Origin of the sequence: Asanoa sp. WMMD1127 (genome assembly GCF_029626225.1) — a bacterium.
GTDB lineage: Bacteria > Actinomycetota > Actinomycetes > Mycobacteriales > Micromonosporaceae > Asanoa.
Window position 1 is genome coordinate 337,193 of sequence record NZ_JARUBP010000001.1, and the last position, 20,143, is coordinate 357,335.

At 70.6% G+C, this 20,143-nt stretch carries 25 protein-coding genes and 1 pseudogene; 16 read left to right on the forward strand and 10 right to left on the reverse strand.

Features of this window, described 5'->3' with window-relative positions; translation table 11 throughout:
• Position 1: 1 nt before the first annotated feature.
• Positions 2 to 1,321 carry a ricin-type beta-trefoil lectin domain protein gene (locus O7635_RS01755; RefSeq protein WP_278078621.1) on the forward strand — a complete coding sequence of 440 codons (1,320 nt, stop codon included), beginning with the start codon at positions 2 to 4 and terminating at the stop codon, positions 1,319 to 1,321.
• Between the two features lie 54 nt (positions 1,322 to 1,375).
• Here O7635_RS01755 and O7635_RS01760 read toward each other — a convergent pair whose 3' ends face one another.
• On the reverse strand, positions 1,376 to 1,543 hold the full coding sequence (locus O7635_RS01760; protein WP_278078622.1) for a hypothetical protein: 168 nt from the start codon (positions 1,541 to 1,543) through the stop codon (positions 1,376 to 1,378).
• Positions 1,544 to 1,709: 166 nt separating this feature from the next.
• Between O7635_RS01760 and O7635_RS01765 the strand changes: the two genes are divergently transcribed.
• Positions 1,710 to 2,507: an alpha/beta hydrolase gene (locus O7635_RS01765; protein WP_278078623.1), complete on the forward strand. Its 798-nt coding sequence runs from the start codon at positions 1,710 to 1,712 to the stop codon at positions 2,505 to 2,507.
• Positions 2,508 to 2,556: 49 nt separating this feature from the next.
• On the opposite strand, the gene O7635_RS01770 is transcribed toward O7635_RS01765, so the two are convergent.
• From O7635_RS01770 to O7635_RS01785, 4 genes and pseudogenes are all read right to left on the reverse strand, one after another.
• On the reverse strand, positions 2,557 to 2,940 hold the full coding sequence (locus O7635_RS01770; RefSeq protein ID WP_278078624.1) for a VOC family protein: 384 nt from the start codon (positions 2,938 to 2,940) through the stop codon (positions 2,557 to 2,559).
• 119 nt (positions 2,941 to 3,059) lie between these two features.
• On the reverse strand, positions 3,060 to 3,761 hold the full coding sequence (locus O7635_RS01775; protein WP_278078625.1) for an SDR family oxidoreductase: 702 nt from the start codon (positions 3,759 to 3,761) through the stop codon (positions 3,060 to 3,062).
• A 44-nt stretch (positions 3,762 to 3,805) separates the two neighbouring features.
• The gene (locus O7635_RS01780; protein WP_278078626.1) at positions 3,806 to 4,540 is read right to left on the reverse strand and encodes a phosphotransferase; all 735 of its coding nucleotides are present in this window, start codon (positions 4,538 to 4,540) and stop codon (positions 3,806 to 3,808) included.
• 3 nt (positions 4,541 to 4,543) lie between these two features.
• Positions 4,544 to 5,317: pseudogene (locus O7635_RS01785) on the reverse strand (SDR family NAD(P)-dependent oxidoreductase); the annotation flags it as partial.
• Here O7635_RS01785 and O7635_RS01790 point away from each other — a divergent pair.
• From O7635_RS01790 to O7635_RS01810, 5 genes are all read left to right on the forward strand, one after another.
• Complete coding sequence (locus O7635_RS01790; protein WP_278078627.1) at positions 5,266 to 5,640, forward strand: hypothetical protein; 375 nt, start codon at positions 5,266 to 5,268, stop codon at positions 5,638 to 5,640. The pseudogene O7635_RS01785 and the gene O7635_RS01790 overlap by 52 nt on opposite strands.
• Positions 5,641 to 5,709: 69 nt before the next feature.
• Positions 5,710 to 6,084: a hypothetical protein gene (locus O7635_RS01795; RefSeq protein ID WP_278078628.1), complete on the forward strand. Its 375-nt coding sequence runs from the start codon at positions 5,710 to 5,712 to the stop codon at positions 6,082 to 6,084.
• A 13-nt stretch (positions 6,085 to 6,097) separates the two neighbouring features.
• Positions 6,098 to 7,291, forward strand: coding sequence for a caspase family protein (locus O7635_RS01800; RefSeq protein WP_278078629.1), 1,194 nt, complete (start codon positions 6,098 to 6,100; stop codon positions 7,289 to 7,291).
• A 123-nt stretch (positions 7,292 to 7,414) separates the two neighbouring features.
• Positions 7,415 to 7,813, forward strand: a complete 399-nt coding sequence (locus tag O7635_RS01805) for a YciI family protein (protein ID WP_278078630.1) — start codon at positions 7,415 to 7,417, stop codon at positions 7,811 to 7,813.
• An 88-nt stretch (positions 7,814 to 7,901) separates the two neighbouring features.
• A complete protein-coding gene (locus O7635_RS01810; protein ID WP_278078631.1) occupies positions 7,902 to 9,047 on the forward strand; it encodes a hypothetical protein in 1,146 nt (381 codons plus the stop codon).
• A 122-nt stretch (positions 9,048 to 9,169) separates the two neighbouring features.
• Here the strand turns inward: O7635_RS01810 and O7635_RS01815 are convergent, their stop codons facing one another.
• Entirely contained in the window at positions 9,170 to 9,694 is a 525-nt protein-coding gene (locus O7635_RS01815; protein WP_278078632.1) for a TetR family transcriptional regulator, read from the reverse strand.
• Between the two features lie 98 nt (positions 9,695 to 9,792).
• On the opposite strand from O7635_RS01815, the gene O7635_RS01820 reads away from it, so the two are divergent.
• Both O7635_RS01820 and O7635_RS01825 read left to right on the forward strand, forming a co-directional pair.
• Positions 9,793 to 11,190: an amidase gene (locus O7635_RS01820; protein WP_278078633.1), complete on the forward strand. Its 1,398-nt coding sequence runs from the start codon at positions 9,793 to 9,795 to the stop codon at positions 11,188 to 11,190.
• A gap of 18 nt (positions 11,191 to 11,208) precedes the next feature.
• Positions 11,209 to 11,631: a nuclear transport factor 2 family protein gene (locus O7635_RS01825; RefSeq protein ID WP_278078634.1), complete on the forward strand. Its 423-nt coding sequence runs from the start codon at positions 11,209 to 11,211 to the stop codon at positions 11,629 to 11,631.
• A gap of 25 nt (positions 11,632 to 11,656) precedes the next feature.
• Here the strand turns inward: O7635_RS01825 and O7635_RS01830 are convergent, their stop codons facing one another.
• A complete protein-coding gene (locus O7635_RS01830; RefSeq protein ID WP_278078635.1) occupies positions 11,657 to 12,127 on the reverse strand; it encodes a hypothetical protein in 471 nt (156 codons plus the stop codon).
• Entirely contained in the window at positions 12,120 to 12,266 is a 147-nt protein-coding gene (locus O7635_RS01835) for a hypothetical protein (protein WP_278078636.1), read from the reverse strand. The genes O7635_RS01830 and O7635_RS01835 overlap by 8 nt, the downstream gene beginning before the upstream one ends.
• A 131-nt stretch (positions 12,267 to 12,397) precedes the next feature.
• Here O7635_RS01835 and O7635_RS01840 point away from each other — a divergent pair, with 131 nt between their 5' ends.
• The 6 genes from O7635_RS01840 (at position 12,398) to O7635_RS01865 (ending at position 17,111) form a co-directional block, all read left to right on the forward strand.
• A complete protein-coding gene (locus tag O7635_RS01840; RefSeq protein WP_278078637.1) occupies positions 12,398 to 12,685 on the forward strand; it encodes a hypothetical protein in 288 nt (95 codons plus the stop codon).
• Positions 12,678 to 12,965: a hypothetical protein gene (locus O7635_RS01845; protein WP_278078638.1), complete on the forward strand. Its 288-nt coding sequence runs from the start codon at positions 12,678 to 12,680 to the stop codon at positions 12,963 to 12,965. Before O7635_RS01840 ends, O7635_RS01845 begins: the two co-directional genes overlap by 8 nt.
• A 25-nt stretch (positions 12,966 to 12,990) precedes the next feature.
• Complete coding sequence (locus O7635_RS01850) at positions 12,991 to 14,658, forward strand: FAD-dependent oxidoreductase (protein WP_278078639.1); 1,668 nt, start codon at positions 12,991 to 12,993, stop codon at positions 14,656 to 14,658.
• Positions 14,646 to 15,296 (forward strand): class I SAM-dependent methyltransferase, encoded by a 651-nt coding sequence (locus O7635_RS01855; RefSeq protein WP_278078640.1) that lies wholly within the window; start codon positions 14,646 to 14,648, stop codon positions 15,294 to 15,296. The genes O7635_RS01850 and O7635_RS01855 overlap by 13 nt, the downstream gene beginning before the upstream one ends.
• Positions 15,297 to 15,377: 81 nt before the next feature.
• Positions 15,378 to 16,283, forward strand: a complete 906-nt coding sequence (locus tag O7635_RS01860) for a serine hydrolase (protein WP_278078641.1) — start codon at positions 15,378 to 15,380, stop codon at positions 16,281 to 16,283.
• Positions 16,284 to 16,292: 9 nt separating this feature from the next.
• The gene (locus O7635_RS01865) at positions 16,293 to 17,111 is read left to right on the forward strand and encodes an alpha/beta hydrolase (RefSeq protein ID WP_278078642.1); all 819 of its coding nucleotides are present in this window, start codon (positions 16,293 to 16,295) and stop codon (positions 17,109 to 17,111) included.
• On the opposite strand, the gene O7635_RS01870 is transcribed toward O7635_RS01865, so the two are convergent.
• Positions 17,108 to 17,932: an LLM class flavin-dependent oxidoreductase gene (locus O7635_RS01870; RefSeq protein WP_278078643.1), complete on the reverse strand. Its 825-nt coding sequence runs from the start codon at positions 17,930 to 17,932 to the stop codon at positions 17,108 to 17,110. The genes O7635_RS01865 and O7635_RS01870 overlap by 4 nt on opposite strands.
• An 89-nt stretch (positions 17,933 to 18,021) precedes the next feature.
• Here O7635_RS01870 and O7635_RS01875 point away from each other — a divergent pair, with 89 nt between their 5' ends.
• The gene (locus O7635_RS01875; protein WP_278078644.1) at positions 18,022 to 19,275 is read left to right on the forward strand and encodes an MFS transporter; all 1,254 of its coding nucleotides are present in this window, start codon (positions 18,022 to 18,024) and stop codon (positions 19,273 to 19,275) included.
• On the opposite strand, the gene O7635_RS01880 is transcribed toward O7635_RS01875, so the two are convergent.
• A complete protein-coding gene (locus O7635_RS01880) occupies positions 19,254 to 20,033 on the reverse strand; it encodes a hypothetical protein (protein ID WP_278078645.1) in 780 nt (259 codons plus the stop codon). The two genes, O7635_RS01875 and O7635_RS01880, sit on opposite strands and share 22 nt — an antisense overlap.
• Positions 20,034 to 20,143 lie beyond the last annotated feature (110 nt).

Below are 20,143 nucleotides of genomic sequence, written 5' to 3' on the forward strand. Positions count from 1 at the left end.
AGTGCGAAAACACACGCTCACGCTCGTCACGGCGATCGCGGCGGCCGTCGGGTTGTTCACCATCTCCGTTACGACCGGGTCGGCCTCGGCAGCCGACAACCCGTACCAGCGGGGCCCAGACCCCACCCGCGCCAGCGTCGCGGCCGTGAACGGCCCGTTCGCCACCGCGTCGGTCAGCGTCCCGACCGGGTACGGCTTCAACGGCGGTCGGATCTACTACCCCACCGACACCAGCCAGGGCACCTTCGGGGCCATCGCGATCTCGCCGGGCTACACGGCCTTGTTCTCCGCCGAACTGGCCTGGATGGGGCCGTGGCTGGCATCGCACGGCTTCGTCGTGATCGGCATCGAGACCAACAGTCGCAACGACTTCGACACGGCCCGCGGCACCCAGCTGCTCGCCGCGTTGGACTACCTGACGCAACAGAGCCCGGTACGGGACCGGGTCGACCCCAACCGGTTGGCCGTCTCCGGTCACTCGATGGGTGGCGGTGGAGCGCTGAGCGCGGCCATCCGGCGCCCGTCCTTGAAGGCGGTGGTCGGCATCGCGCCGTACTCACCGTCGTCGAACCTGGCCAATGACCGGGTGCCCACCATGATCTTCGCTGGGCAGGCGGACACGGTGGTCACCCCGTCCTACGCCACCGGCCTGTACAACAGCCTCCCGACGACGACGGAGAGCGTCTACCTGGAGGTGGCGGGGGCGGACCACGGGTTCATGGTCGGACGGTCGAACCCGGTGATGATCCGGACCATGCTGCCCTTCGTGAAGATGTTCATCGACAACGACACCCGCTACAGCCAGTTCCTCTGCCCGCTGCTGGACTCCAGCGGCGTGGTCACCTATCGCAGCACGTGTCCGCTCCTGCCGACAGCGCCGGGCACGCCCACCGCTTCGCCTACGACGCCGGGCCCGACCCCGAGCGTCCCGCCCAGCACCGCATCCGAGATCGTCGGAACCCAGTCCGGTCGATGCGTCGACGTCCCCAACGCCTCCCAGTCCAACGGCACCCGCGTCCACCTCTGGGACTGCAACAAACAACCCAACCAAGCATGGACCTACACCTCCACCAAACAACTACGGGTGTACGCCAACATGTGCCTCGACGCCGCCGGCTCCGGCAACGGCGCCGCCGTCCAGATCTACACCTGCCACAACCAGACCAACCAGCAATGGAACATCAACACCAACGGCACCATCACCGGCGTCCAATCCGGACGCTGCCTCGACGTCTGGAGCACCGCCAACGGCGCCCAGATCCAGCTCTACGACTGCCACGGACAAACCAACCAACAATTCAGGCTCGCCGCCCGCGGATGAGGCTTACCTGAGCAGACGGCCGGACTGAACCGGGCGGCCCGGGCGGGTCGCCCGTCAGCCCGGCCGCGCGGTGAGGCCGCCGACGAAGGCGAGCTGCAGCATCTGCGAGAACCATTGGCGGCGGAGCGCCGCACTACCAAGCGCCTCTTCGAACGGGCGGTCGAGCGCGCTGAGGTCGAGCAGTGTCTCGTTAACGTCGAATGCGATCACTCGCGTCGCCATTGGGTACTCCGTTCGGCTGCAGGGTCCCTGCTGAATTCGTCAGTATCAGATCCCGAGGACCAAGCCACCGCCCGGCGGTGCACCGGCTCAGATGCGCGGCCCATACTGACAGCCTGCATCGGCATGCAAGTTTGCCGCAGCCACGATGTGCGCGATCGGAGCCGCAATGGAGCACGTGGATGTCGAAGGGCTGCGAATCTGCTATGAACGGGCAGGGTCGGGGCCGACGATCCTTCTGTTGCACGGGTTCATCGGTGACGGCCGGTCCACCTGGTCCGCCCAGCTGGATGATCTGTCCGACGAGTTCACCGTCGTGGCCTGGGACGCCCCCGGCTCCGGCCAGTCGTCGCTTCCGCCGGCCTCCTTCCGGGCCAATGACTACGCGGACTGTCTGGCGGCGTTCGTTCGCGCACTGCGGCTCGACCCATTGCACCTGGTGGGATTGTCCTTCGGCGGGATCGTGGCTCTCGAACTTTTCCGCCGACGAGCGGTTGTCCCGCGACGCCTGGTGCTCGCCGGCGCGTACGCCGGTTGGGCCGGTTCATTGCCCGCCGACGCCGTCGGCGAACGGCTGCGCGTCAGCCTCGATCGGGCGGACCTCCCGCCGGACCAGTTCGTCGAGGCGATGCTGTCATCGATGTTCTCAGCGTCCGCGCCGGCCGAGGCCGTCGCCGCGTTCGGCGCGAGCGTGCGAGCGTTCAGCCCGGCCGGGTTCCGCGCCATGACGTGGGCGTCGGCCGAAGCGGACCTCCGCGACGTTCTCGGCACCGTGGATGTACCCACCCTGCTGCTCTACGGCGATCACGACACCCGCGCGCCGCTGGCCGTCGCGCACGCGCTCCACACCGCGATAACCGGATCCGAGTTGGTCGTCCTGCCCGGCGTCGGACATGTCAGCCCGGTCGAGGCGCCCGAACTGTTCAACCGCGAGCTCCGCGGGTTCCTGACGCGAACCACCGCATGACCCGAGCACCTGCGTGTCCCAGACCGCCCGATTGTGCCACGGCACCTTTCTACACCAGCCCACCATGGCGAGCGCAGAACTCGTTGCCTTCCGGATCGGCCAGGACCCGCCAGCCGTCATGCTCGGACAACACCGTGGCGCCCAGCCGGACGAGTTGCTCCAGATGAGCCTCGTCCCGGAGCCGGACATCGACATGCATGCGGTTCTTCACGGTCTTGGGCTCGGGAACCTCTTGAAGGAAGAAGACCAGGGAACCGTCCGGGGAGTCGATGGCCACCGTCGGATCGGTCTCCGGTGTCAGGCCCAGGGATGCGAGCCGGGCAACCTCGGCCTCGTCGTAGGGCCGGATCCGCCAACCAAGCGCGACCTCCCAGAACCGCGCCAGGCTCGACGCATGACGGCAATCCAGCACGATCTCCACGAGATGGCTCATCCGACGAACGCTACCGATGCTGCTCGCATCCCGCGAGACCACCCGAGCAGCCCCGCGACCAGTTCGCGGTACGAGCGATGCCGAGCTCGCTGAGCCGACGCCCCGACAACCCAGCCACCTCAGCCGGCTCGTACCTGCTCGAAGCGGAACTCGCGGATGAAGCAGTCCCGGGGTTGGCCCACCGCGAACATGACGCAGTCGATCACCGACTGCGCGGTGAGGTCGCTGTCCGACCGCCGCGGTCCGTCCTGGACGAAGTCCGGCGGGAACAGGGAGATGACGCGGATCCCTTCCGGCCGGAGCCGGTGCGACAGGATCTCGGCAAGCCCGGCGTGGGCGTGCTTGGCCGCGTAGAAGGCCGGATGCGCACCCGAACGGCGATGGCCCACCTCGCCGCACGCGGAGATCATGTTGACGATGTCGGGCCGGGACGAGGCGCGCAGCAGCGGCAGCAGGTGCTTCGTCAGCAGCACGGTGCCGGTGCCGCCGGCCGCCAGGACGCCCTCGATCGTGTCGTCGGAGGCTTCGGCCAGGTCGTCGCCGTCGACGTACGCAGCGCCGTTGTTGATCAGCACGTCCAGGTGGCTCGTCCGCTCGGCCACGGCCGCGGCGAAACCGCGCACCGAGTCTGGTGCCGCGAGGTCGCACACGAATGCTTCGGCTCGAGCCGGGCCGATGGCGTCCGCCACCCGCTGCGCCGCCGCCCCGTCGCGGGCCGAGAGGAAGACGTGGGCACCGCGTGCGGCGAACGCCTCGGCCAGCAGTCGACCCGTGCCGCGAGCGGCGCCGGTGATGGCGACGCGCAGACCGTCAAGATCCATGGACAGCAGTGAAGCACCTCAACCCCGGTTGAGGTCCAGCGTTGTCAGACCGGTCGGACCTCGGCGAGCCGCTTGACCGAGAACTCGTCGTCCCAGCAGACGGCGGCTTCCCAGGCGGCCGACGCCTGCGCGGCGATGTCCCACGCCTCGTCGTCGAGTCCCGCGGCGTTGTCGGGCAGCACGAGATCGAGGTCGGGCACGTCGACATGCGCCTCGTCCCAGTCGATCAGGGCGACCCGATCAGGGGTCATGCGTACGTTGCCGAGGTTGTTGGGGTCGCCGTGGACGACGCAGGTCGGACGTCCGGTGAGCCGTGCCCACGCCGCCCGGCATCGCGCGACGCCCTCGGCGGGCATCGCGTTGAGGTCGACCTTCGTCCCGGTCTCGGCGTGCAGGAGGTCGGTCGACGAACGCCAACCCGGGCGCTGGGGCCAGCCGCGCGTCAACCGGTGCAGCTCGCGGAGCGCCTCGGCAACCCGCTGCCAGTCCGCGTGTGTCTCGGGCGGTACACCCTCCACATAGGTCATCACCACCAGGCCGTCGACGAACAGCCGGCCATCCACAGTGGGCATCGGCACCGGAACACTCAGACCCTGACGGTCAAGGAATCGGAGAAGCTCGGTCTCCCACGCGAGATCGGCGTCGCTCCCAGTGCCGAGCCGGCCGACCGCCGGCCGCCCGTCGACGCGCAGGCGCCACACGTCGTTGGCGACTCCGCCCGTCAGCGGTTCGACCCGAGCGGCGTCGTCACCCCACTGCCCGAGCGCCTCCCAACCCACGGCTCACACCGTACGGGATCCGCCTTGGGCGAGGCGGGAGATGTGCTCCCATGCTTCGAGACCGGCGAGACGGCCGGCGTACTCGGTGCGCACCTCGTCCAGTCCCTTGGTGCCGAAGAGCACTCGCAGCGGTGGGTTGGGCGCGTCGGCGAGGGCGAGCAGCGCGCGGCCGGTGGCTTCGGGGTCCCCGGGCTCGAAGCCGGAGCCGGCCACGCCGGTCCAGAGGGCTTCACGGGCGTGCGCGTACGCCGGGTCGGGGGTGGTCTGCGGCGAGGCGGCGATGAGGTCGGTGGGGAACATGACCGGTTCGATCAGCGTGACGTGGATGTCATACGCCGCGACCTCGGCGGCGAGCGCCTGGCTCATCGCTTCGAGTGCCCATTTCGAAGCCTGGTAGATGCCCAGCGTCGGGTGGGCGACCAGGCCTCCGAGGGAGGAGACCTGCATGATCCGGCCACGGCGGCGCCGGCGCATGCCGGGCAACACGGCTTGGGTCGTCCAGAGCGCGCCGAAATAGTTGACGTCCATCTGCGCGCGGGCCTGATCGGCGCCGACTTCCTCCACCGCGCCGACGAGCATGTGGCCGGCATTGTTGACCAGCAGGTCGATGCCGCCGAAGCGCCGCTCGGCCTGGTCGACGGCCGCGTCGACCGCGGCGCGGTCGGTGACGTCGAGCGCGAGCGCCAGCACGCGGTCGCCGTAGCGGTCGACGAGCGGCTTCAGCGTTGCGGCGTCGCGGGCGACGGCGGCGAGGTTGTCGCCGCGGTCCAGGACGGCCCGCGCCCAGTGGGCGGGCCACGGTCACCCGCCGCGACGACGCCCGGGCCCGGTCACTGGTCTCGTTGCTGCTCGCCGACAGCGCGGAGTTCGCGGCGCTGTGGGACCTGCACGACGTCGCCGTCATGCGCCGTCGCCGGAAGCGGATCCGGCACCCGCAGGTCGGCCTGCTGGAGTTCGACTGCCAGTTCCTCGTCGACGAGGACCGATCGCAGATCCTCGCCCTCTTCTCACCGGTGCCAGGAAGCGCGACCGCCGAGCGACTCACCTTGCTCGCCCTCACCCACAGCCCAGCGCGGCCAGCGACCCTAACGGGTGAATGAGGTCAGGTATCGCCGACCTCAGTAGACTTCCACCGGCGTGATTCCGTGTTGACCGATGGGCGGAACCGAGTGACTGTAGAGATCTCCATCGTCGATGGCGCTGTCGACGACCTCGAATCGCTTCACGAATGGCTCACCTCCGAAGATTCGCTCCGCGGGCGCGTCCACAAGGGAGCGGTTGTTCCGGCGCCCGACGAGATGGGCGCCCTGTCCGACAGCCTCGTGGTGGCGCTGAGTTCGGGGGGTGCCGTCACCGCTTTCGCGAGCGCCGTGACGGCGTGGGCGCGGCACCGCGCGCCAAGAGTCAAGATCCGGGTCTCGGTGACGAGAACCGGCCGCACGGTGGAGGTCGACGCCAGCAACTTCGCCGACGCGCACCAGGTCATCGCCGAGGCACTGGGCAACGCCGACGGAGAACGAGCGGATGCGCCTGCCCAGGGCTGAGGAGTCGCAGGTCGTGCTCATCGGCAGCGCCACCTATGACAGCGGCGCACTGCATGACCTGCCGGCGGTGACCAACAACCTGATCGACCTGTACGCGACGCTCACCGACCCGACGTTGTGCGGTCTTCGGACCGAGCACGCGCATTTCGTTCCGCAGCCCCGCCTGCCCGATGTCGGCATCACCATCGAGGTGGCGGCGCAGAAAGCGACCGACGTCCTGCTGGTCTACTACTCGGGTCACGGCATTCCGATGGATGGCGGCGAGCTCTACCTTGCGCTCGGCCAGACCATGCCGGAATACGTCGCGTACACCGCTCTCTCGTTCAGTCTGGTGCGCAAAGCGCTCGCGAACAGCCCGGCCCGGCACCGCATCCTGATCCTCGACTGTTGCTTCTCGGGACGTGCGATCGAGGCGATGGCGGACCCGTCGTCCCTGGTCGCGGGGCAGACGGAGATCTCGGGCTCCTACACCCTCACCTCGGTCGGGAAGAACGTGACGGCCATCGCGAAGCCCGGCGAGCGGCACACCGCGTTCACCGGAGCGCTCTTGGGTTTGTTGCGCAACGGGGTGGCCGGTGCGCCCGAGCTGCTGTCGCTGCGCGATCTGTACCGCTCGGTCCGACACCACCAGCACGTGCGCGGCCTGCCCGAGCCGCAACAGCGAGGCACGGGGTTCACCGACGAGATAGCACTCGCCAGAAACGTCGCCAACTCGACCGTGCTCACCAACTTCGGAAACCGGCATGAGCCAGTCGACGTCAGCGTCACCGACCTGACCGTGGAAGCCAGGGTGGTCATCCAGGACATGAGGCAGTTCGAGCGCGAGTTCAGGACCCGGCTGGTGGCCTTCTTCCAGCAACAACTTCGGCAGTTGCCGAGCGTCCGGCCGGCACCCGCGGGCCTGGAGCGGTTCGTTCACGAGTACAAGATCCGCCTGACGGTCTTCCTGCAGGGCAGGATCACGGAAGCCGAGGGCTTCCGCATGCGGGAGGCCCGGCCGACCGACGATCGCCAACTGCAGCAGCTGCTCGAGTTCATCGACGAGTACAGGACTCGGCTGAAAGGTTTCCTCGTGCGGCTCCACCAGGACGTGGCTGATTACGAGCTGCCCGAGGTGCACGACGCCCGGTACTACACCCATTTCCTCTCGGAACACGTAGAGGCGCACCTCGCGCAGCAGCTGTCGCTGTTCACCGAGCCCGGCTAGCTGGTGACCTCCGGCCCCGCCGCGGAGGAAGATCTGTCTCGTGACCGTGTCGATCGGCGGCTCGCTCGTTCGACCTGTGGGGGTGAGAGCCGAGAGGCGGCCTCGCCGAGGAGGAGAACCGCGATGCCGAAGTACATGCTGATCATGCGGGGCACCGACGAGTCGAACGCGGCAATCAAGGCCGGGTTCCAGGAGTTGGCGGCCGCGACCTACCACTACATCGAGGAGCTGGTCGAGGCCGGCGTGTTCGTCGCGGCCGAGGGCCTGGACGAGCCGAGCGACGGCGTGGTGGTCGACTTCAGCGGCGAGACCCCGGTGGTCACCGACGGTCCGTACGGCGAGACCAGGGAACTGTTCGGCGGCTACTTCCTGCTCGATGTGGGCTCGAAGCAGGAGGCGGTCGACTGGGCCCGGCGGATCCCGGCGGTCCGCGGGTCGAAGATCGAAGTGCGACGGGTGGCCGGCGACGAGGAGATGCCGCTGACCAGCGAGGGGTCGGTCGAGGAGAGCGGCCGGGTCTGACAGCGACAGAGCGGGTCGGCGCGGGCCGTCGCCTCGCCGACTCGCGTCACCCCTGGCGACGGCTGATCACCTTCGTTAGCCTCGCTCGGTGCGATCGAGGGCCGAGCAGAAGCGGTTGTGCGTCGAGCTCCTGCGCATCGGTGAGTCCGGTGGTGAGCCGCGCGATTGGCTCGAAGACGAGGATCCGGGGGTACGTGGCTGCGCGGCTCTCGCACCAGCGCTGGCCAGCGATCGGGCGGCGACCGAAGTCCTGCGACGATTGGCGTCGTCGGCGCGCGTTTTCGACTGCGCGCTCGGCTACGGCGGGGATTCGCCGGCGCTCCGGTACTTCGTCGGACCTCCCCGCTGGACGCTCGCCGAGGTTGTCTGCGCACGCGTCGACGACCCCGGCCGGATCAGCGAGGCCGCTCACGCCGCGCTTCAGCGTGCGTTCCGCCGATCACCCTGCCCGGAACTGTCGCCGTACATTCGGGTGGCCTTCCCCGGCGGGTGGCCGCGGGCGGAGGCCATCACGTCGGCCCAGCAAACGATCGCACGGGGGCTGACTGCTCGATCAGAGCTGTGGCAAGGGAATGCGGAGCATCGCGTCGCGACGCTGCGGCCGCTCGGGCTGCCTGACGACTGGGCGGCCTGGCACAAGCTGGCGCAGTCGGCGATGCCCGACGACCCCGGCCCGGCCGACATCCTGGTGATCGAGGACCCCCTCCAAGCGGTCCGGACGGGGCCGCAGCTGTATGTGGACGCGGCCGGGCGCTCTGATCCGCGGCTGCCCGGCGCGATCGTCACGCAACTCGTCGAGGAGTTCGCGCGATGCCACGGCACCGACGAGTCGGCCAGGTGGAATCTGACCATCGAGTCCCGCGGCAGATTCGTGTTGGAGGTGGACGGGATGGCGCTGAGCGCCGAATGGGCTCCGAGGCGCCGGTCCTACCTCACGACCGTGCTCACCTTCCCACAGGGCGCCAGAGCACCGGAGTGGCGGATCAGTGTGGCGGCCGCCTTCTGCGCCGGAGTGCTCGGCCGGACCTGGTACGGCGGTCGAGCGTTTGAGCAGGAGGTCGTCGACCTGCGGCCGCTGCATCCCCCCACGCCCGCAGGCGAGATGCACGGAACGGGCTACCGGATCGAGTTCGATCTGGATATGGAGTGGCTGCCGCCGGGGAGCGCTATCCCGCTGGGCTTGGACGCCCATCCGCGCGTCCACGACCTCCGCTCCGCACGACCCCAACGCTGACCAGGTCGAAGTGGCAAGGCTGGTGCGGCACAGGGGCGCGCGTCGCGCCCAGGAGCAGTCGCGGCGGGGCCGCGAGGCGGTGTGCGAGCGACGCGCGACGTGCCGTGCCGACGGCGCCTGGTTCAGGAGTCGTTCGTCAACGCGGCGACGGCCTCGGCCAGGATGCGGTCGCTGAGGTCGGTGCCCGCGGTCGCCCGCGCCAGGATCAGCGCGCCCACGGCCGTGCTCACCGCCGTCAGGTCCCCCAGCTTGTCCGCGTAGTACTCGACGCCGTCGGCGTAGGTGGTGACGAGGTCGGGGTTGGCGCCCGGTAGGTCGCGGGCGAAGCCGGCGATCGGGCAGCCGGCGCCGGGTGAGTCGCGGTGGTCGGGCGAGAGGTAGTGGTCCAGAAAGGCCGCTCGGTCGCTCGGCTGTGCGATCCTGGCCAGGCGCTCGGCCACCTCGGCCAGCCCGCGGGTCAGCGCCTCGACGGCCAGGGCGTCCTTCGACGTGAACTGCTTGTAGAAGCCACCATGCGTAAGTCCCGCCCCAGCCATCACGTCGGCGACGCTCACCTGGGCCACGCCGCGCTCGCGGAACAGCCGCGCGGCTGTCTCGACGACCTGCCGGCGGTTCTCGCGCGCCTGTGCCTGCGACACCCGACTCATGAGCCCAGCATAGATGATGTATTTCATCTAAACGGCCGCGCGGCTCAGATGATGTCGGTAATCTAAGACCTACGAACGGATCTTGAGAGGAGTCGATCATGAATACCGAGCTCACCTACCAGGACGCGACCGCCCTCGCCGAGTTGATCCGTACGCGGAAGGTTTCGTCCGTCGAGGTCGTGCAGGCGCACCTGGACCGCATCGAGGCCGTCGACGGCAAGACCAATGCCGTCGTCACCCTGGCCGACGGCGCGCTGGACGCCGCCCGGGCCGCGGACGAGACGCTGGCGGCGGGCGCCGCGGTGGGGCCGCTGCACGGCGTGCCGTTCACCGCCAAGGACTCGTTCGACACCGCCGGGGTGGCCACGCAGCGTGGTTCGCCGATCTTCGCGGGACGCGTACCCGAAACGGATGCGACCAGTGTGGCGCGGATGAAGCAGGCCGGGGCGATCCTGCTGGGCAAGACCAACCTGCCGGAGTTCTCGTACTGGATCGAGTCCGACAATCTTCTGACCGGGCGGACGAACAACCCGTGGGACCTCGATCGGTCGCCGGGCGGTTCGAGCGGTGGGGAGTCCGCGGCGATCGCGGCGGGCATGTCGCCGATCGGGCTCGGCAGCGACCTGTCGATCTCGCTGCGCGGGCCGGCCGCCGACACCGGCATCGCCGCGCTCAAGGCGACGCACGGGCGCGTACCCATGACTGGGGTCTGGCCCCGGGAGCCCCGCCGCGACTGGCACGCCGGCCCGCTGGCCCGCTCGATCCGCGACCTCGCACTGGCGTACTCCTTCCTGGCGGGTCCCGACGGCGCCGACGGCTTCTCCGACGTTCCACGCGAGTTCGACGCCGGCCTCGGCAACACGCCGGTCCGGGTCGGCTGGCTCGTCGACTCGGGACTCGGTCCGACCGACACCGAGGTCGCGGCAACGGTGCGAGCGGCCGCCGACGCCCTGCAGAACGCGGGCATGCGGGTCGACGCCGTGCACATCCCGGCCCTGGAGCGCGACAACCCGCTCGACCTCTGGACGCGGCAGCACGCGATGGAGATGAAGCCGCCGGTCCGGGAGGTCACCGCCGGCCACGAGGACGAGATGTTCACGTACTCCAAGACCTTGCTCGGCACGCCCGACACGCCCGTGGCGGACTACGTCGACGCCGAGGAGGGTGTCGAGCGGCTCCGGGACGGCTTCGCCGACTACTTCCAGCGCTACGACCTGCTGCTGATGCCGGTGACGACCTTCCCCGCGCACGCGCACGGGCTCACGAAGATCACAGTGGATGGTCAGACGGTGGACGCGTTCCACGTGAGCGCGACGACGGTCCCGTTCAACCTGACGGGCCTGCCGGCGTTGTCGATGCGCTTCGGCACCACGTCCGAGGGCATGCCGATCGGCGTGCAGCTCGTCGCCACCTGGCACGCGGAGTCGACGATCCTGTGCACCGCCGCGCTGCTGGAGTCGCGCAGCCCGGTCCGCGACCTGCATCCGGCCATCTGAGGCGCGCGAGGAGAAGTCATGCCCTTTGTCGACGAGCGCGGTTCCTACAGCAGCGCCGAGCTGGCGTACGCCGTCACGAGGTTGTTCGAGGACGCCGACCGGAGCCCGATCCTGCCGATGCTCAGCGACGACGTCGTGCTGAGGCTGCCGGACACCCTGCCCTACGGCGGCGAGTTCACCGGCCGCACGGCCTTCGACGAGTTCTTCTCGAAGAGCCCGGCCGCCAACCCGGTCTGGGAGTCGTTCGACATCACCGTCGAGGACGTCATCGCGGCCGACGACCACATCATCGCCCGCCTCACCAACACGGCCGTGCCCAAGGCGACCGGCAAGGCGGTGGTCTTCGAGAACCTGTGGCTCTTCAGCGTCGCGGACGGCCGCATCGTGCGCGTCCAGCTCTACGCCGACACCGCGGTCACGACGGGCGGCCCGGCGAGCTGACCCGCGCTGGGTTCGCCGCGTGCCTCTAGCTGCTGTCGGTCATCGATTTGATCCCGTGGCGCTGCCGCAGCTCTGGCAGCGGGTCCGGGTGGCGGCGACGCCGCGGGCGCCAGATGCGGGCGACCGTGGTCGCGGAGTTGGGGCCCGGCACGTCGTAGGGACCACCGCGGGGACAGACCTGAAGCGTGCTGCCCCACATTCCGCCGTCCACCCATTCGATGCGCTCGATCTCGGTCCAGGCGTACGAGCGGGTCAGGCCACCGCGGCTCCGGACAAGTAGCCCGACGTCGTCGCCGAGCACGGCGTTCCACCGGCGGGTGAGCGCGATGACGAGCGAAGCCACGACGGCGCCGGTCGCCCACCAGGAGAAGAGGCGGAACACCGCCGCCACGGCGACCAGCACGATCGCGATCGCGCCGGGTATCGCGACCGCCGGCCAGATCCGCGACTCACCGAGCACCCGCACGTCACCGACCGGCTGGACCGAGCTAGCCATGATCACCCAGGAAGTTCTCGACGGCGCCGACGACCTGGCCGAGGACCGCGATCGAGTCGGTGAGCGGGCCCGGCACGTAAATGCTGTGATCCGGCGCGCGACCGCGCCGACCTCGGGTCACGAACGCGTCAGCCAACATCGTCAATACCGTACCGACATAGCGAAATTCTGTTGCCCCGCGAGCGGACCGGCGCTCGCCCCAGCGGCCATCGACGCCCGAGTTCCCTCGATGGCTAGCGGTCCGCGTCATACATGTCATACGCTGCGGGGGTGGGTGTGTTGGTGTGGCGGATGCCGGCGGCTGGTGAACCGACGGCGAAGCTCATCGATGTGAACGTCGCAGAGGTCGCCGAGGCGTTGGAAGCGCCGTCGCATCGTCAGCTGCGGATCACCATCGACAAGGACGTGCTCGCGGTCTATTCGGTGACGGCGGAGCGCCGGGCCGTTGGTGTGCTGCTCTTTCGAGATGACGACTCGTTCGTGTGGCGGGTGGCCCGGGCGAAGCCAATGAGCGGTGCCGAGTTCGAGGCTTGGCTGGAGAGGAGCAGCGATGAGTGACCTACCGGACTTTGCCGCGATGACCAAGGAGGAAATCGGCGACTGGTTCCTGAACAACGACACCAGCGCTCTGGTGGCGGCGGCCGAACCAGCGACCGAACCGATGGTGCAGGTGGACGAGCACGGTATGCAGGTCATGCGACCTGCGACGTTCAGGCTGCCGCCGGCCATGCTCGAGTGGTTGGAGCAGGCCGCCGGCCGCGACAGGGAAGGCAAGTCCGGCATCGTTCGACGAGCGCTCCAGGAGTACCGCGAACGGCATCCCGGCCACGCCGCTTGATGGGCGTGGTCAGTACGGTATCCGGGTGAGTGAGATCCCGGTGCCCGACGAGCGGACCCTTTACTCGTCGCAGCGGCCGGGTGGGGCCGACTCCCCGGCCTGGCCCGTGTTCAGCGCGCACGCGCTCGAGATGCTGCGGTCCGTCGGTGAGGTGCTGCGGCCCCAGCCCGGCGAGCAGCTGTGGGACGCCGGCGACCCGTACGACCTGAATCTCGTGCTCTCCGGTGGGGTGCTGCTGGTCGACCGGCGCGACGACCGCGTCGTGTTCGTGGTCGAGGCCGGTGACTTCGTCGGCGAGCTCGGCATGCTGATGGGGCAGCGGGCGTTCCTGCCCGGCGTCGCCATGGCGGGCACCGAGCTGTTGCGGGTACGCGTCGCGGACCTCCGCCGGCTCGTGGAGATCTCGGGTGAGCTGAGCGACGTCCTACTGTCCGCATTGGACGCTCGACGGGGTCTGCTGACGCGGCTGGGTGAGGGCGGTCTCGTGCTCGCCGGCGACGACGACGACCGCGACCTGCACCGGCTCCAGGACTTCGCCGAGCGCAACCAGCTCCCCTACCGCACGGTGCTGCGCAGCGACGTCTCGGCCTGGGCCGATCTGGCGAAGACCTGCGACCTGCCCGAGGCCGGTACGGCCGTCGTGACCGGCCAGCGCCGGGTGATGATCGCCCCGACGACGCGGGACCTGGCCAGCGCGCTCGGGATCGACCTGTGGGGCATCTCCGACGACGCGCGGTGCGACCTGCTGGTCGTGGGCGCCGGGCCGGCGGGTCTGGCCGCCGCCGTCTACGGGTCGTCCGAAGGGCTCGACGTGGTCGTCGTCGAGGACGTCGCCATCGGCGGGCAGGCCGGCAGCTCGTCGCGGATCGAGAACTACCTCGGCTCGTACCGCGGCGTCTCCGGTGTCGAACTGGCGCGGGCGGCGATGCTGCAGGCGGTCAAGTTCGGGACACGCCTGGTGTCGCCCCGCTCCGTCACCGGGATCGCGCGGGTGGCCGACGGGTTCCGGGTGCGGCTCGACGACGAGCACGACGTCCGCGCGGCCACGGTGATCATCGCCAGCGGCGTCCGCTACCGGCGGCTCGACCTGCCCGGGCTGGCCGACCTCGAGGGGCGCGGCGTCTACTACGCGGCGAGCCAGCTCGAGGCCAAGGTGGTCGCCGGCCGGGACGTCGTCGTGGTCGGGGGCGCCAACTCGGCCGGGCAGGCGGCGCTGTTCCTGGCCCGGCACGCCGCCCGGGTGCACGTCCTGATCCGCCGCGACGACCTGCGCGAGACGATGTCCAACTACCTGGCGCAGCGGCTCACCCACCACGAGCGGGTCACCGTCCATCCGCGGTCACAGGTGCGCGCGGTCCACGGCACCAGCCGGCTCGACGCGGTGACCTGGCACGACCACCACCTCGACCAGGACGTACGCCTGGACGCCGCCGGCCTGTTCCTGATGATCGGTGCGGAACCGGGCACCTCGTGGCTGCACGACGCCGGCGTCGACCTCGACGACAAGGGGTTCGTGGTCACCCACGACGGCTTCGCGACCTCGGTGCCCGGCCTGTTCGCCGTCGGTGACGTGCGCGCCGGTTCCGTCAAGCGGGTCGCGTCGGCGGTGGGCGAGGGTTCCGTCGTCATCTCGGCGATCCACTCCCACCTGGCCGACCGCCAGCGACCTGAGGAGCAGCCATGGACGTCCTGAGCACCACCCGCGACGCGTACGACGATGCCGCGCTCGCCTATGCCGAGCTCTTCCGGGACTCGTTGCGGGACAGCCCGCTGGACCGGGCGATCCTGGGCGCCTTCGCCGACGTGGTGCGGGCGTCCGGGAACCCCCGGGTCGCGGATGTCGGCTGCGGGCCCGGCCACGTCACCGCGCATCTGGCGGAGCTCGGGCTGGCGGCCGCCGGCGTCGACGTCTCCCCCGCGATGGTCAAGCTGGCCCGCGAGGCCTTTCCCGGGCTGCGGTTCGACGAAGGGTCGATGACTTCGCTGGACATCGCTGACGGCGCGCTCGGCGGTGTGCTGTCGCGGTGGTCCGTCATCCACACACCCCCGCCGGACGTCCCCGCGATCCTCGCGGAGCTGCACCGCGTGCTGGCGCCCGGAGGCCACCTGCTGATCGGCTTCTCGGCCAGCGACGACGCGGCGCACCTGACGCAGGTCTTCGACCACAAGGTCACGCCGGCCTACCGGTGGTGGCCCGACCACCTGTCGGCGCTGCTCCGGGACGCCGGGCTGGCCGAGGTGGCCCGCATGGTCGCCGAACCCGAACCCACCGACGCGCGGCAGTTCAAGTCGGTCCACCTGCTCGCCCGCAAGGCGGCAGGGTCGCGCTGACCACAGCGTTTCCGTGCAACGCCGCACCACCCGGCTTCCGTCTTTGCATTGACTCTGTGGCGTCATGCGATTGGGAACCCGATGAAAACCCCTCAAAGCCGTACGAGCAGGCGCGGTCTGCTGGCCGCGGCGGTGCTCGCCCTGGCCGGCGGCGGCGCGGCCGAAGCGACCGTGGTCTGGCGGCGGTCGTCCACCGGCGGTGCCGCGCCGACCCCGGCCGCCGCGACCCTCTCCCCCACGCCGAGCCCGACACCGGACTATCTGGCGGCGGCCAAGGCGAAGGTCGCGGCCTACGTGGCCGAGTCCGGCAACGGGCACGTCGCCCTCGCGGTGCGCGACCGGACGACGGGCCTCGCGCTCACCATCGGCGGCACGCGCTTCCCCACGGCCAGCATCATCAAGGTCGACATCCTGGCCGCCCTGCTGCTGCGGTCGCGGCAGGGCGACCTCGACATCACCGACAGCGACCGCCGCAACGCCAAGAAGTCGATCACGTTGAGTGACAACGACGCCACGACCAAGCTGTTCTGGCGGATCGGCGGGAAGTCGGGCCTGAGCGCCGCCAACAAGACGTTCGGCCTGAAGGAGACCCGGCCGAACGGAGCGTGGGGCAGTTCCTCCACCACGGTGGCCGACCAGATCCGGTTGCTCACCGCGCTGACCGACGAGAACGGGCCGCTGGACGATGCCGGCCGGCGCTACCTGTTCGGCCTGATGAGCCAGGTCGACGAGGAGCAGGACTGGGGCGTGCCGGCCGCGGCGACCACCGCCACCACCGGCGTCTTCGTCAAGAACGGCTGGGACACCATCGGCGCCGACGGCGGGCTCTGGCAGGTCAACACGATCGGCCGCCTGGTCGAGCCGGGCCACGACTGGCTCGTCGCCGTGCTCTCCGGCCACCACCGCACCCACCCCGCGGGCGTACGCATGGTCGAGGCGATGGCCAAGTACGCCCTCAAAGAGCTCCGCAAGATCCCCATCGGCTAACCTACGTCGATGGAACACGTCCTGCCCGACGGGCGGGTGGTCGCGTGGGCGGAGTTCGGGGATCCGGCCGGCCGGCCGGTCAGCTATCTGGACGGCACGCCAGGCTCGCGACTGTGGAGTCCGCCGGAATCGGCCCTGGACGGCATCCGACTGTTCACAATGGACCGGCCCGGTTACGGACGGTCCGATGCCGTGCGTCGCCCCACCCTGCTCGGTGTGGCCGACACGGTCAGTGCGCTGATGACGGCGGTGGACGTGCCGCGATTCGGCGTGGTGGGCCATTCCGGCGGAGCACCGTACGCGCTGGCCTGCGGCGCCCGCTTCCCGGACCGGCTCACCGGCGTGGTGGCGTCGGCGTTGACCGGACCGGACCGCGAGCTGGGCACCGTCCGCGGCAAGCAGCGTCGGCAGGTGTGGCTGTTGCGCACCGTGCCCGGCCTGGGACGCCGGTTCGTAACGAGGGCCGCCGCGTTCTATGCCCAGGATCCGCTGGCGATGCACCGCCAGCAGCTGGCCAGCGGCAACGACCGGTGGATGACGCCACAGGAGGAGTCGAAGCTCGAGGGCGCCCGGCAGGGTGCCGCCGGCCTGATCGCCGACTGGTTAGCCACCGACATCCACCGCTGGGGTTTCGCGTTGCGCGACGTGCGGGCCCGCACTCTGGTTTTCGCCGGCCGCCACGATCCGGGCCGCGCTGCGCCCGACGCGCCGATGGTCGTGGCTCGCATCGCCGGCGCTGAGCTGCGGATCGACGAGGAGGCCGGGCACACGCCGTCGCCGGCGGGCTGGCGCGACCTGTTGAGCTGGGCCGCAGGCGCCCCCGGCTAGACGGCGGGCGGGCCCTGGCGGATGCGGTCGCGATAGGCGGCCAGGCCACCCTCCGCCTCGTCGGAGGCGAGTTCGACCCACCACGTGCCGCCGGCGGCCGCGAACTCGCCCACCTGCTCCGCCGTGTCCGCGGACCGGACCGCGTTGAAAGCCACCTCGAAGGCCTGCCCGGCGCGCTGGGCCGCCACCGCCGCGACCACCTCGGCGATGTCGGCCGGCCGGAGCAGCTCGCCGGTCTTCTGGTGCACCGTCATGAGATAGACGCCGTCCCAGCGGGCGGCCCGGGCCAGCGGCCGGCGGTTGGGCCAGCCGGCCGCCGGCCAGACCGGGATGCGGGGCGTCTGCACAGGCGCCGGCCCCAGCGTGACGCCGTCGAGGCGGTAGTGGCGGCCGGCGTAGGAGAACGGCTCCCCGGACCAGACGCCGGCCAGCACGTCGAGCGCCTCGTCGAGCATCGCGGCCCGCGTGCGGAGGTCCCATTCCTCGCCGAACGGGGTGAAGTCGACCTCGCTGTAGCCCAGGCCCGCGCCCACCACGACGCGGCCGCCGGACAGGTGGTCGACGGTGGCGGCCTGGCGGGCGACCTGCCACGGCCGGCGGCGGGGAAGCGCGTTGACGAGGATGCCGATCCGCATGCGGTGGGTGGCCAGCGCGACCGCGGCCAGGCTGATCCAGGGGTCGGCCGCCGGCAGGTCGCCGTTGAGGGTGTCCTGGAGAAAGAAGCCGTCCCAGCCCGCCGCCTCGGCCTCGGCCGCCATCTCGGCGAGCAGGCGCGGGTCGGCATAGGGCCCGTTGACGGGCACGTCGAGACCGAACCTCATCGCCGCAGTCTGCCGCAGCGACGGGATTCACGAAACCCTTCTCGCCACCAGCTTGCTATTGCCAATAGTTTGCAATAAGACTCGAAGCCATGGCAAAACTGCTGCCGGAGACCGGGCCCCAACGCCTCCTCGCCGCGTCGAACCTGGTCTACACCGTCGGCAGCGGGCTCTACCTGACCGCCGGCGTCCTCTATTTCACGCAGGCGGTGCGGCTGCCCGCAGCCCAGGTCGGCGCCGGCCTGGCGATCGCCGGCGCCGTCGCGCTCGCCGTCGGGATCGCCGCCGGCCATCTCGCCGACCGGCACGGGCCCCGCGGGGTGTACGCGGCCACCCTCGCCGTGCAGGCCCTCGCGACGGCCGCATTCGTGCTGGTGCACAGCTTCTGGCCGTTCGTCGTGGCGGTCTGCGCGGCCACGGCGGCCAAGGCGGCCGGGCTGGCCGCGCGGAGCCCGCTGATCCGCCACTACGGCGGCGACCGGCCACAGGCCTTCCGGGCCTACCTGCGCGCGGTCACCAACGTCGGCATCTCCGTGGGCGCGCTGGGCGCGGGCTGGGCGGTGCAGGTCGGCACGGTCAGCGCGTACCACCTGCTGGTGGCCGGCAACGCGATCGCGTTCGTCGTCTCGGCCGTGCTGCTGGTGCGCCTGCCGGCGGTGGCGCCGCTGCCACCGGCGCCGGGCCCACGCTGGACCGCCCTCGGCGACTGGCCCTACCTCGCGCTGACCGCCCTGGACGGCGTGATGGCCGTCCAGTTCAAGGTGCTGACCGTCGGCATTCCACTGTGGATCGTCTCGGCGACCACGGCGCCGGCCTGGATCGTCTCGGGCACCATGCTCGTCGGCACCGTCATGGTGGTGCTGCTCCAGGTGCGGGCCAGCCGGGGCGTCGACTCACCGGTCGCGGGCGGCCGCGCGTACCGCCGATCGGGGTTGGCCTTCCTCGCCTCGTGCTCGATGATCGCGCTGACCCGCTCGCTGCCGGGCTGGGCCGCGGCCACGCTGCTGATGTCGGCGGCGGTGGTGCACACGGTCGGCGAGCTGTGGCACTCGGCCGCCGGCTTCGAGGTGTCGTTCGCCCTCGCACCCGACCACGCGACGGGCCAGTATCTCGGCGTGTTCGGCATCGGCGCCGGCCTGGCGGAGGCGTTCGGGCCGGGTCTGCTTATCGCGTTGTGCATCAGCTGGAGCGGACCCGGCTGGTACGTCGTCGGCGCCATGTTCGCCCTCACCGGGTTCGCGGCGCCGGCCGCCGTCCGCTGGGCGGAGCGACGCCGGCGCCCGGTCCGACCCCCGTCGATGCCGGACCGGGCGCCCGCCGCTCGTCAGGCGTTGAGCAGCTCGTAGGCCGCCGCCGGGGCCGGCTGGCTCGCGCCGGCGGACGGCGCCGAGACCTCGGGCGCCGAACCGTACGCGCTGAACGTGGCATGGTGCGTGGCCGCCTTGACCTCCCCGTGCGCCGGGACCTTGATGTCGATCGACGCCAGCCGGCCCGCGTCGTCGACGGTCGCGGTGAACGGCACCGCCTTGGCCTTGCCGCCCAGCGCCGCCAGACCCTCCTCGTCGACGATCGCCGCCTTGTCAGCCTTGGTGAGGTCGACCGTCCCGGTGAAGGTGCCGGGCTTCGACTCCTTGACCTCGACGATCGCGTCGACCAGGTCACCGGCGCCGACCGGATCGGGATCCGCCGGGCTGACCGGCGCGCCGTCGTCCACCTTGGACTTGTCAATGAGCAGCCACTTCTTCGGCAGCTTCGGCATGCCGGGCAGCTGCTTGTCGAAGGTGATCTTCACCCACTGGTCCGCCTCGACCAGCAGGTAGGACATGGTCATGGTGAAGCCCACCTCGGGCTCCTTGTAGGTGACGGTCAGGGTGGACCGTTTGGCCTTCGCGTCCACGACGCCCTTGGTGGTGCTCTCCCCGTCCTTCAGCGCGAAGGCGTAGCGCCCCTCCGTGCCGTCCGGCACCGCCGCCGCCAGCTTTTCCTGCGGGGTGGCCGGCGCGCTGGTGGCCGGCGCCGCCGCGTCTTCCGCGAGGGGCCCGCACGCGGCGAGCAACGCGGCGGCCGTACCCGCGACGAGGGCGGTGATGATGCGTCGTCTCATGGCGATTCTCTCCGTCGGTCGTGCTGTCACAGCGCAGATGCTCGGGTGCCCCGCTGCCGAACCGATGCCGTTATGCTGCGGCGGGCTGCCGACCGGCTGCCGCGCGCTGC

Coding starts and splice junctions, on each gene's coding strand:
- O7635_RS01815 (WP_278078632.1), bottom strand. CDS start 9,694: ATGAGTCGGGTGTCGCAGGCACAGGCGCGCGAGAACCGCCGGCAGGTC.
- O7635_RS01860 (WP_278078641.1), top strand. CDS start 15,378: ATGAAAACCCCTCAAAGCCGTACGAGCAGGCGCGGTCTGCTGGCCGCG.
- O7635_RS01880 (WP_278078645.1), bottom strand. CDS start 20,033: ATGAGACGACGCATCATCACCGCCCTCGTCGCGGGTACGGCCGCCGCG.
- O7635_RS01825 (WP_278078634.1), top strand. CDS start 11,209: ATGCCCTTTGTCGACGAGCGCGGTTCCTACAGCAGCGCCGAGCTGGCG.
- O7635_RS01875 (WP_278078644.1), top strand. CDS start 18,022: ATGGCAAAACTGCTGCCGGAGACCGGGCCCCAACGCCTCCTCGCCGCG.
- O7635_RS01765 (WP_278078623.1), top strand. CDS start 1,710: ATGGAGCACGTGGATGTCGAAGGGCTGCGAATCTGCTATGAACGGGCA.
- O7635_RS01835 (WP_278078636.1), bottom strand. CDS start 12,266: ATGTTGGCTGACGCGTTCGTGACCCGAGGTCGGCGCGGTCGCGCGCCG.
- O7635_RS01805 (WP_278078630.1), top strand. CDS start 7,415: ATGCCGAAGTACATGCTGATCATGCGGGGCACCGACGAGTCGAACGCG.
- O7635_RS01855 (WP_278078640.1), top strand. CDS start 14,646: ATGGACGTCCTGAGCACCACCCGCGACGCGTACGACGATGCCGCGCTC.
- O7635_RS01775 (WP_278078625.1), bottom strand. CDS start 3,761: ATGGATCTTGACGGTCTGCGCGTCGCCATCACCGGCGCCGCTCGCGGC.
- O7635_RS01770 (WP_278078624.1), bottom strand. CDS start 2,940: ATGAGCCATCTCGTGGAGATCGTGCTGGATTGCCGTCATGCGTCGAGC.
- O7635_RS01830 (WP_278078635.1), bottom strand. CDS start 12,127: ATGGCTAGCTCGGTCCAGCCGGTCGGTGACGTGCGGGTGCTCGGTGAG.
- O7635_RS01820 (WP_278078633.1), top strand. CDS start 9,793: ATGAATACCGAGCTCACCTACCAGGACGCGACCGCCCTCGCCGAGTTG.
- O7635_RS01865 (WP_278078642.1), top strand. CDS start 16,293: ATGGAACACGTCCTGCCCGACGGGCGGGTGGTCGCGTGGGCGGAGTTC.
- O7635_RS01760 (WP_278078622.1), bottom strand. CDS start 1,543: ATGGCGACGCGAGTGATCGCATTCGACGTTAACGAGACACTGCTCGAC.
- O7635_RS01870 (WP_278078643.1), bottom strand. CDS start 17,932: ATGAGGTTCGGTCTCGACGTGCCCGTCAACGGGCCCTATGCCGACCCG.
- O7635_RS01845 (WP_278078638.1), top strand. CDS start 12,678: ATGAGTGACCTACCGGACTTTGCCGCGATGACCAAGGAGGAAATCGGC.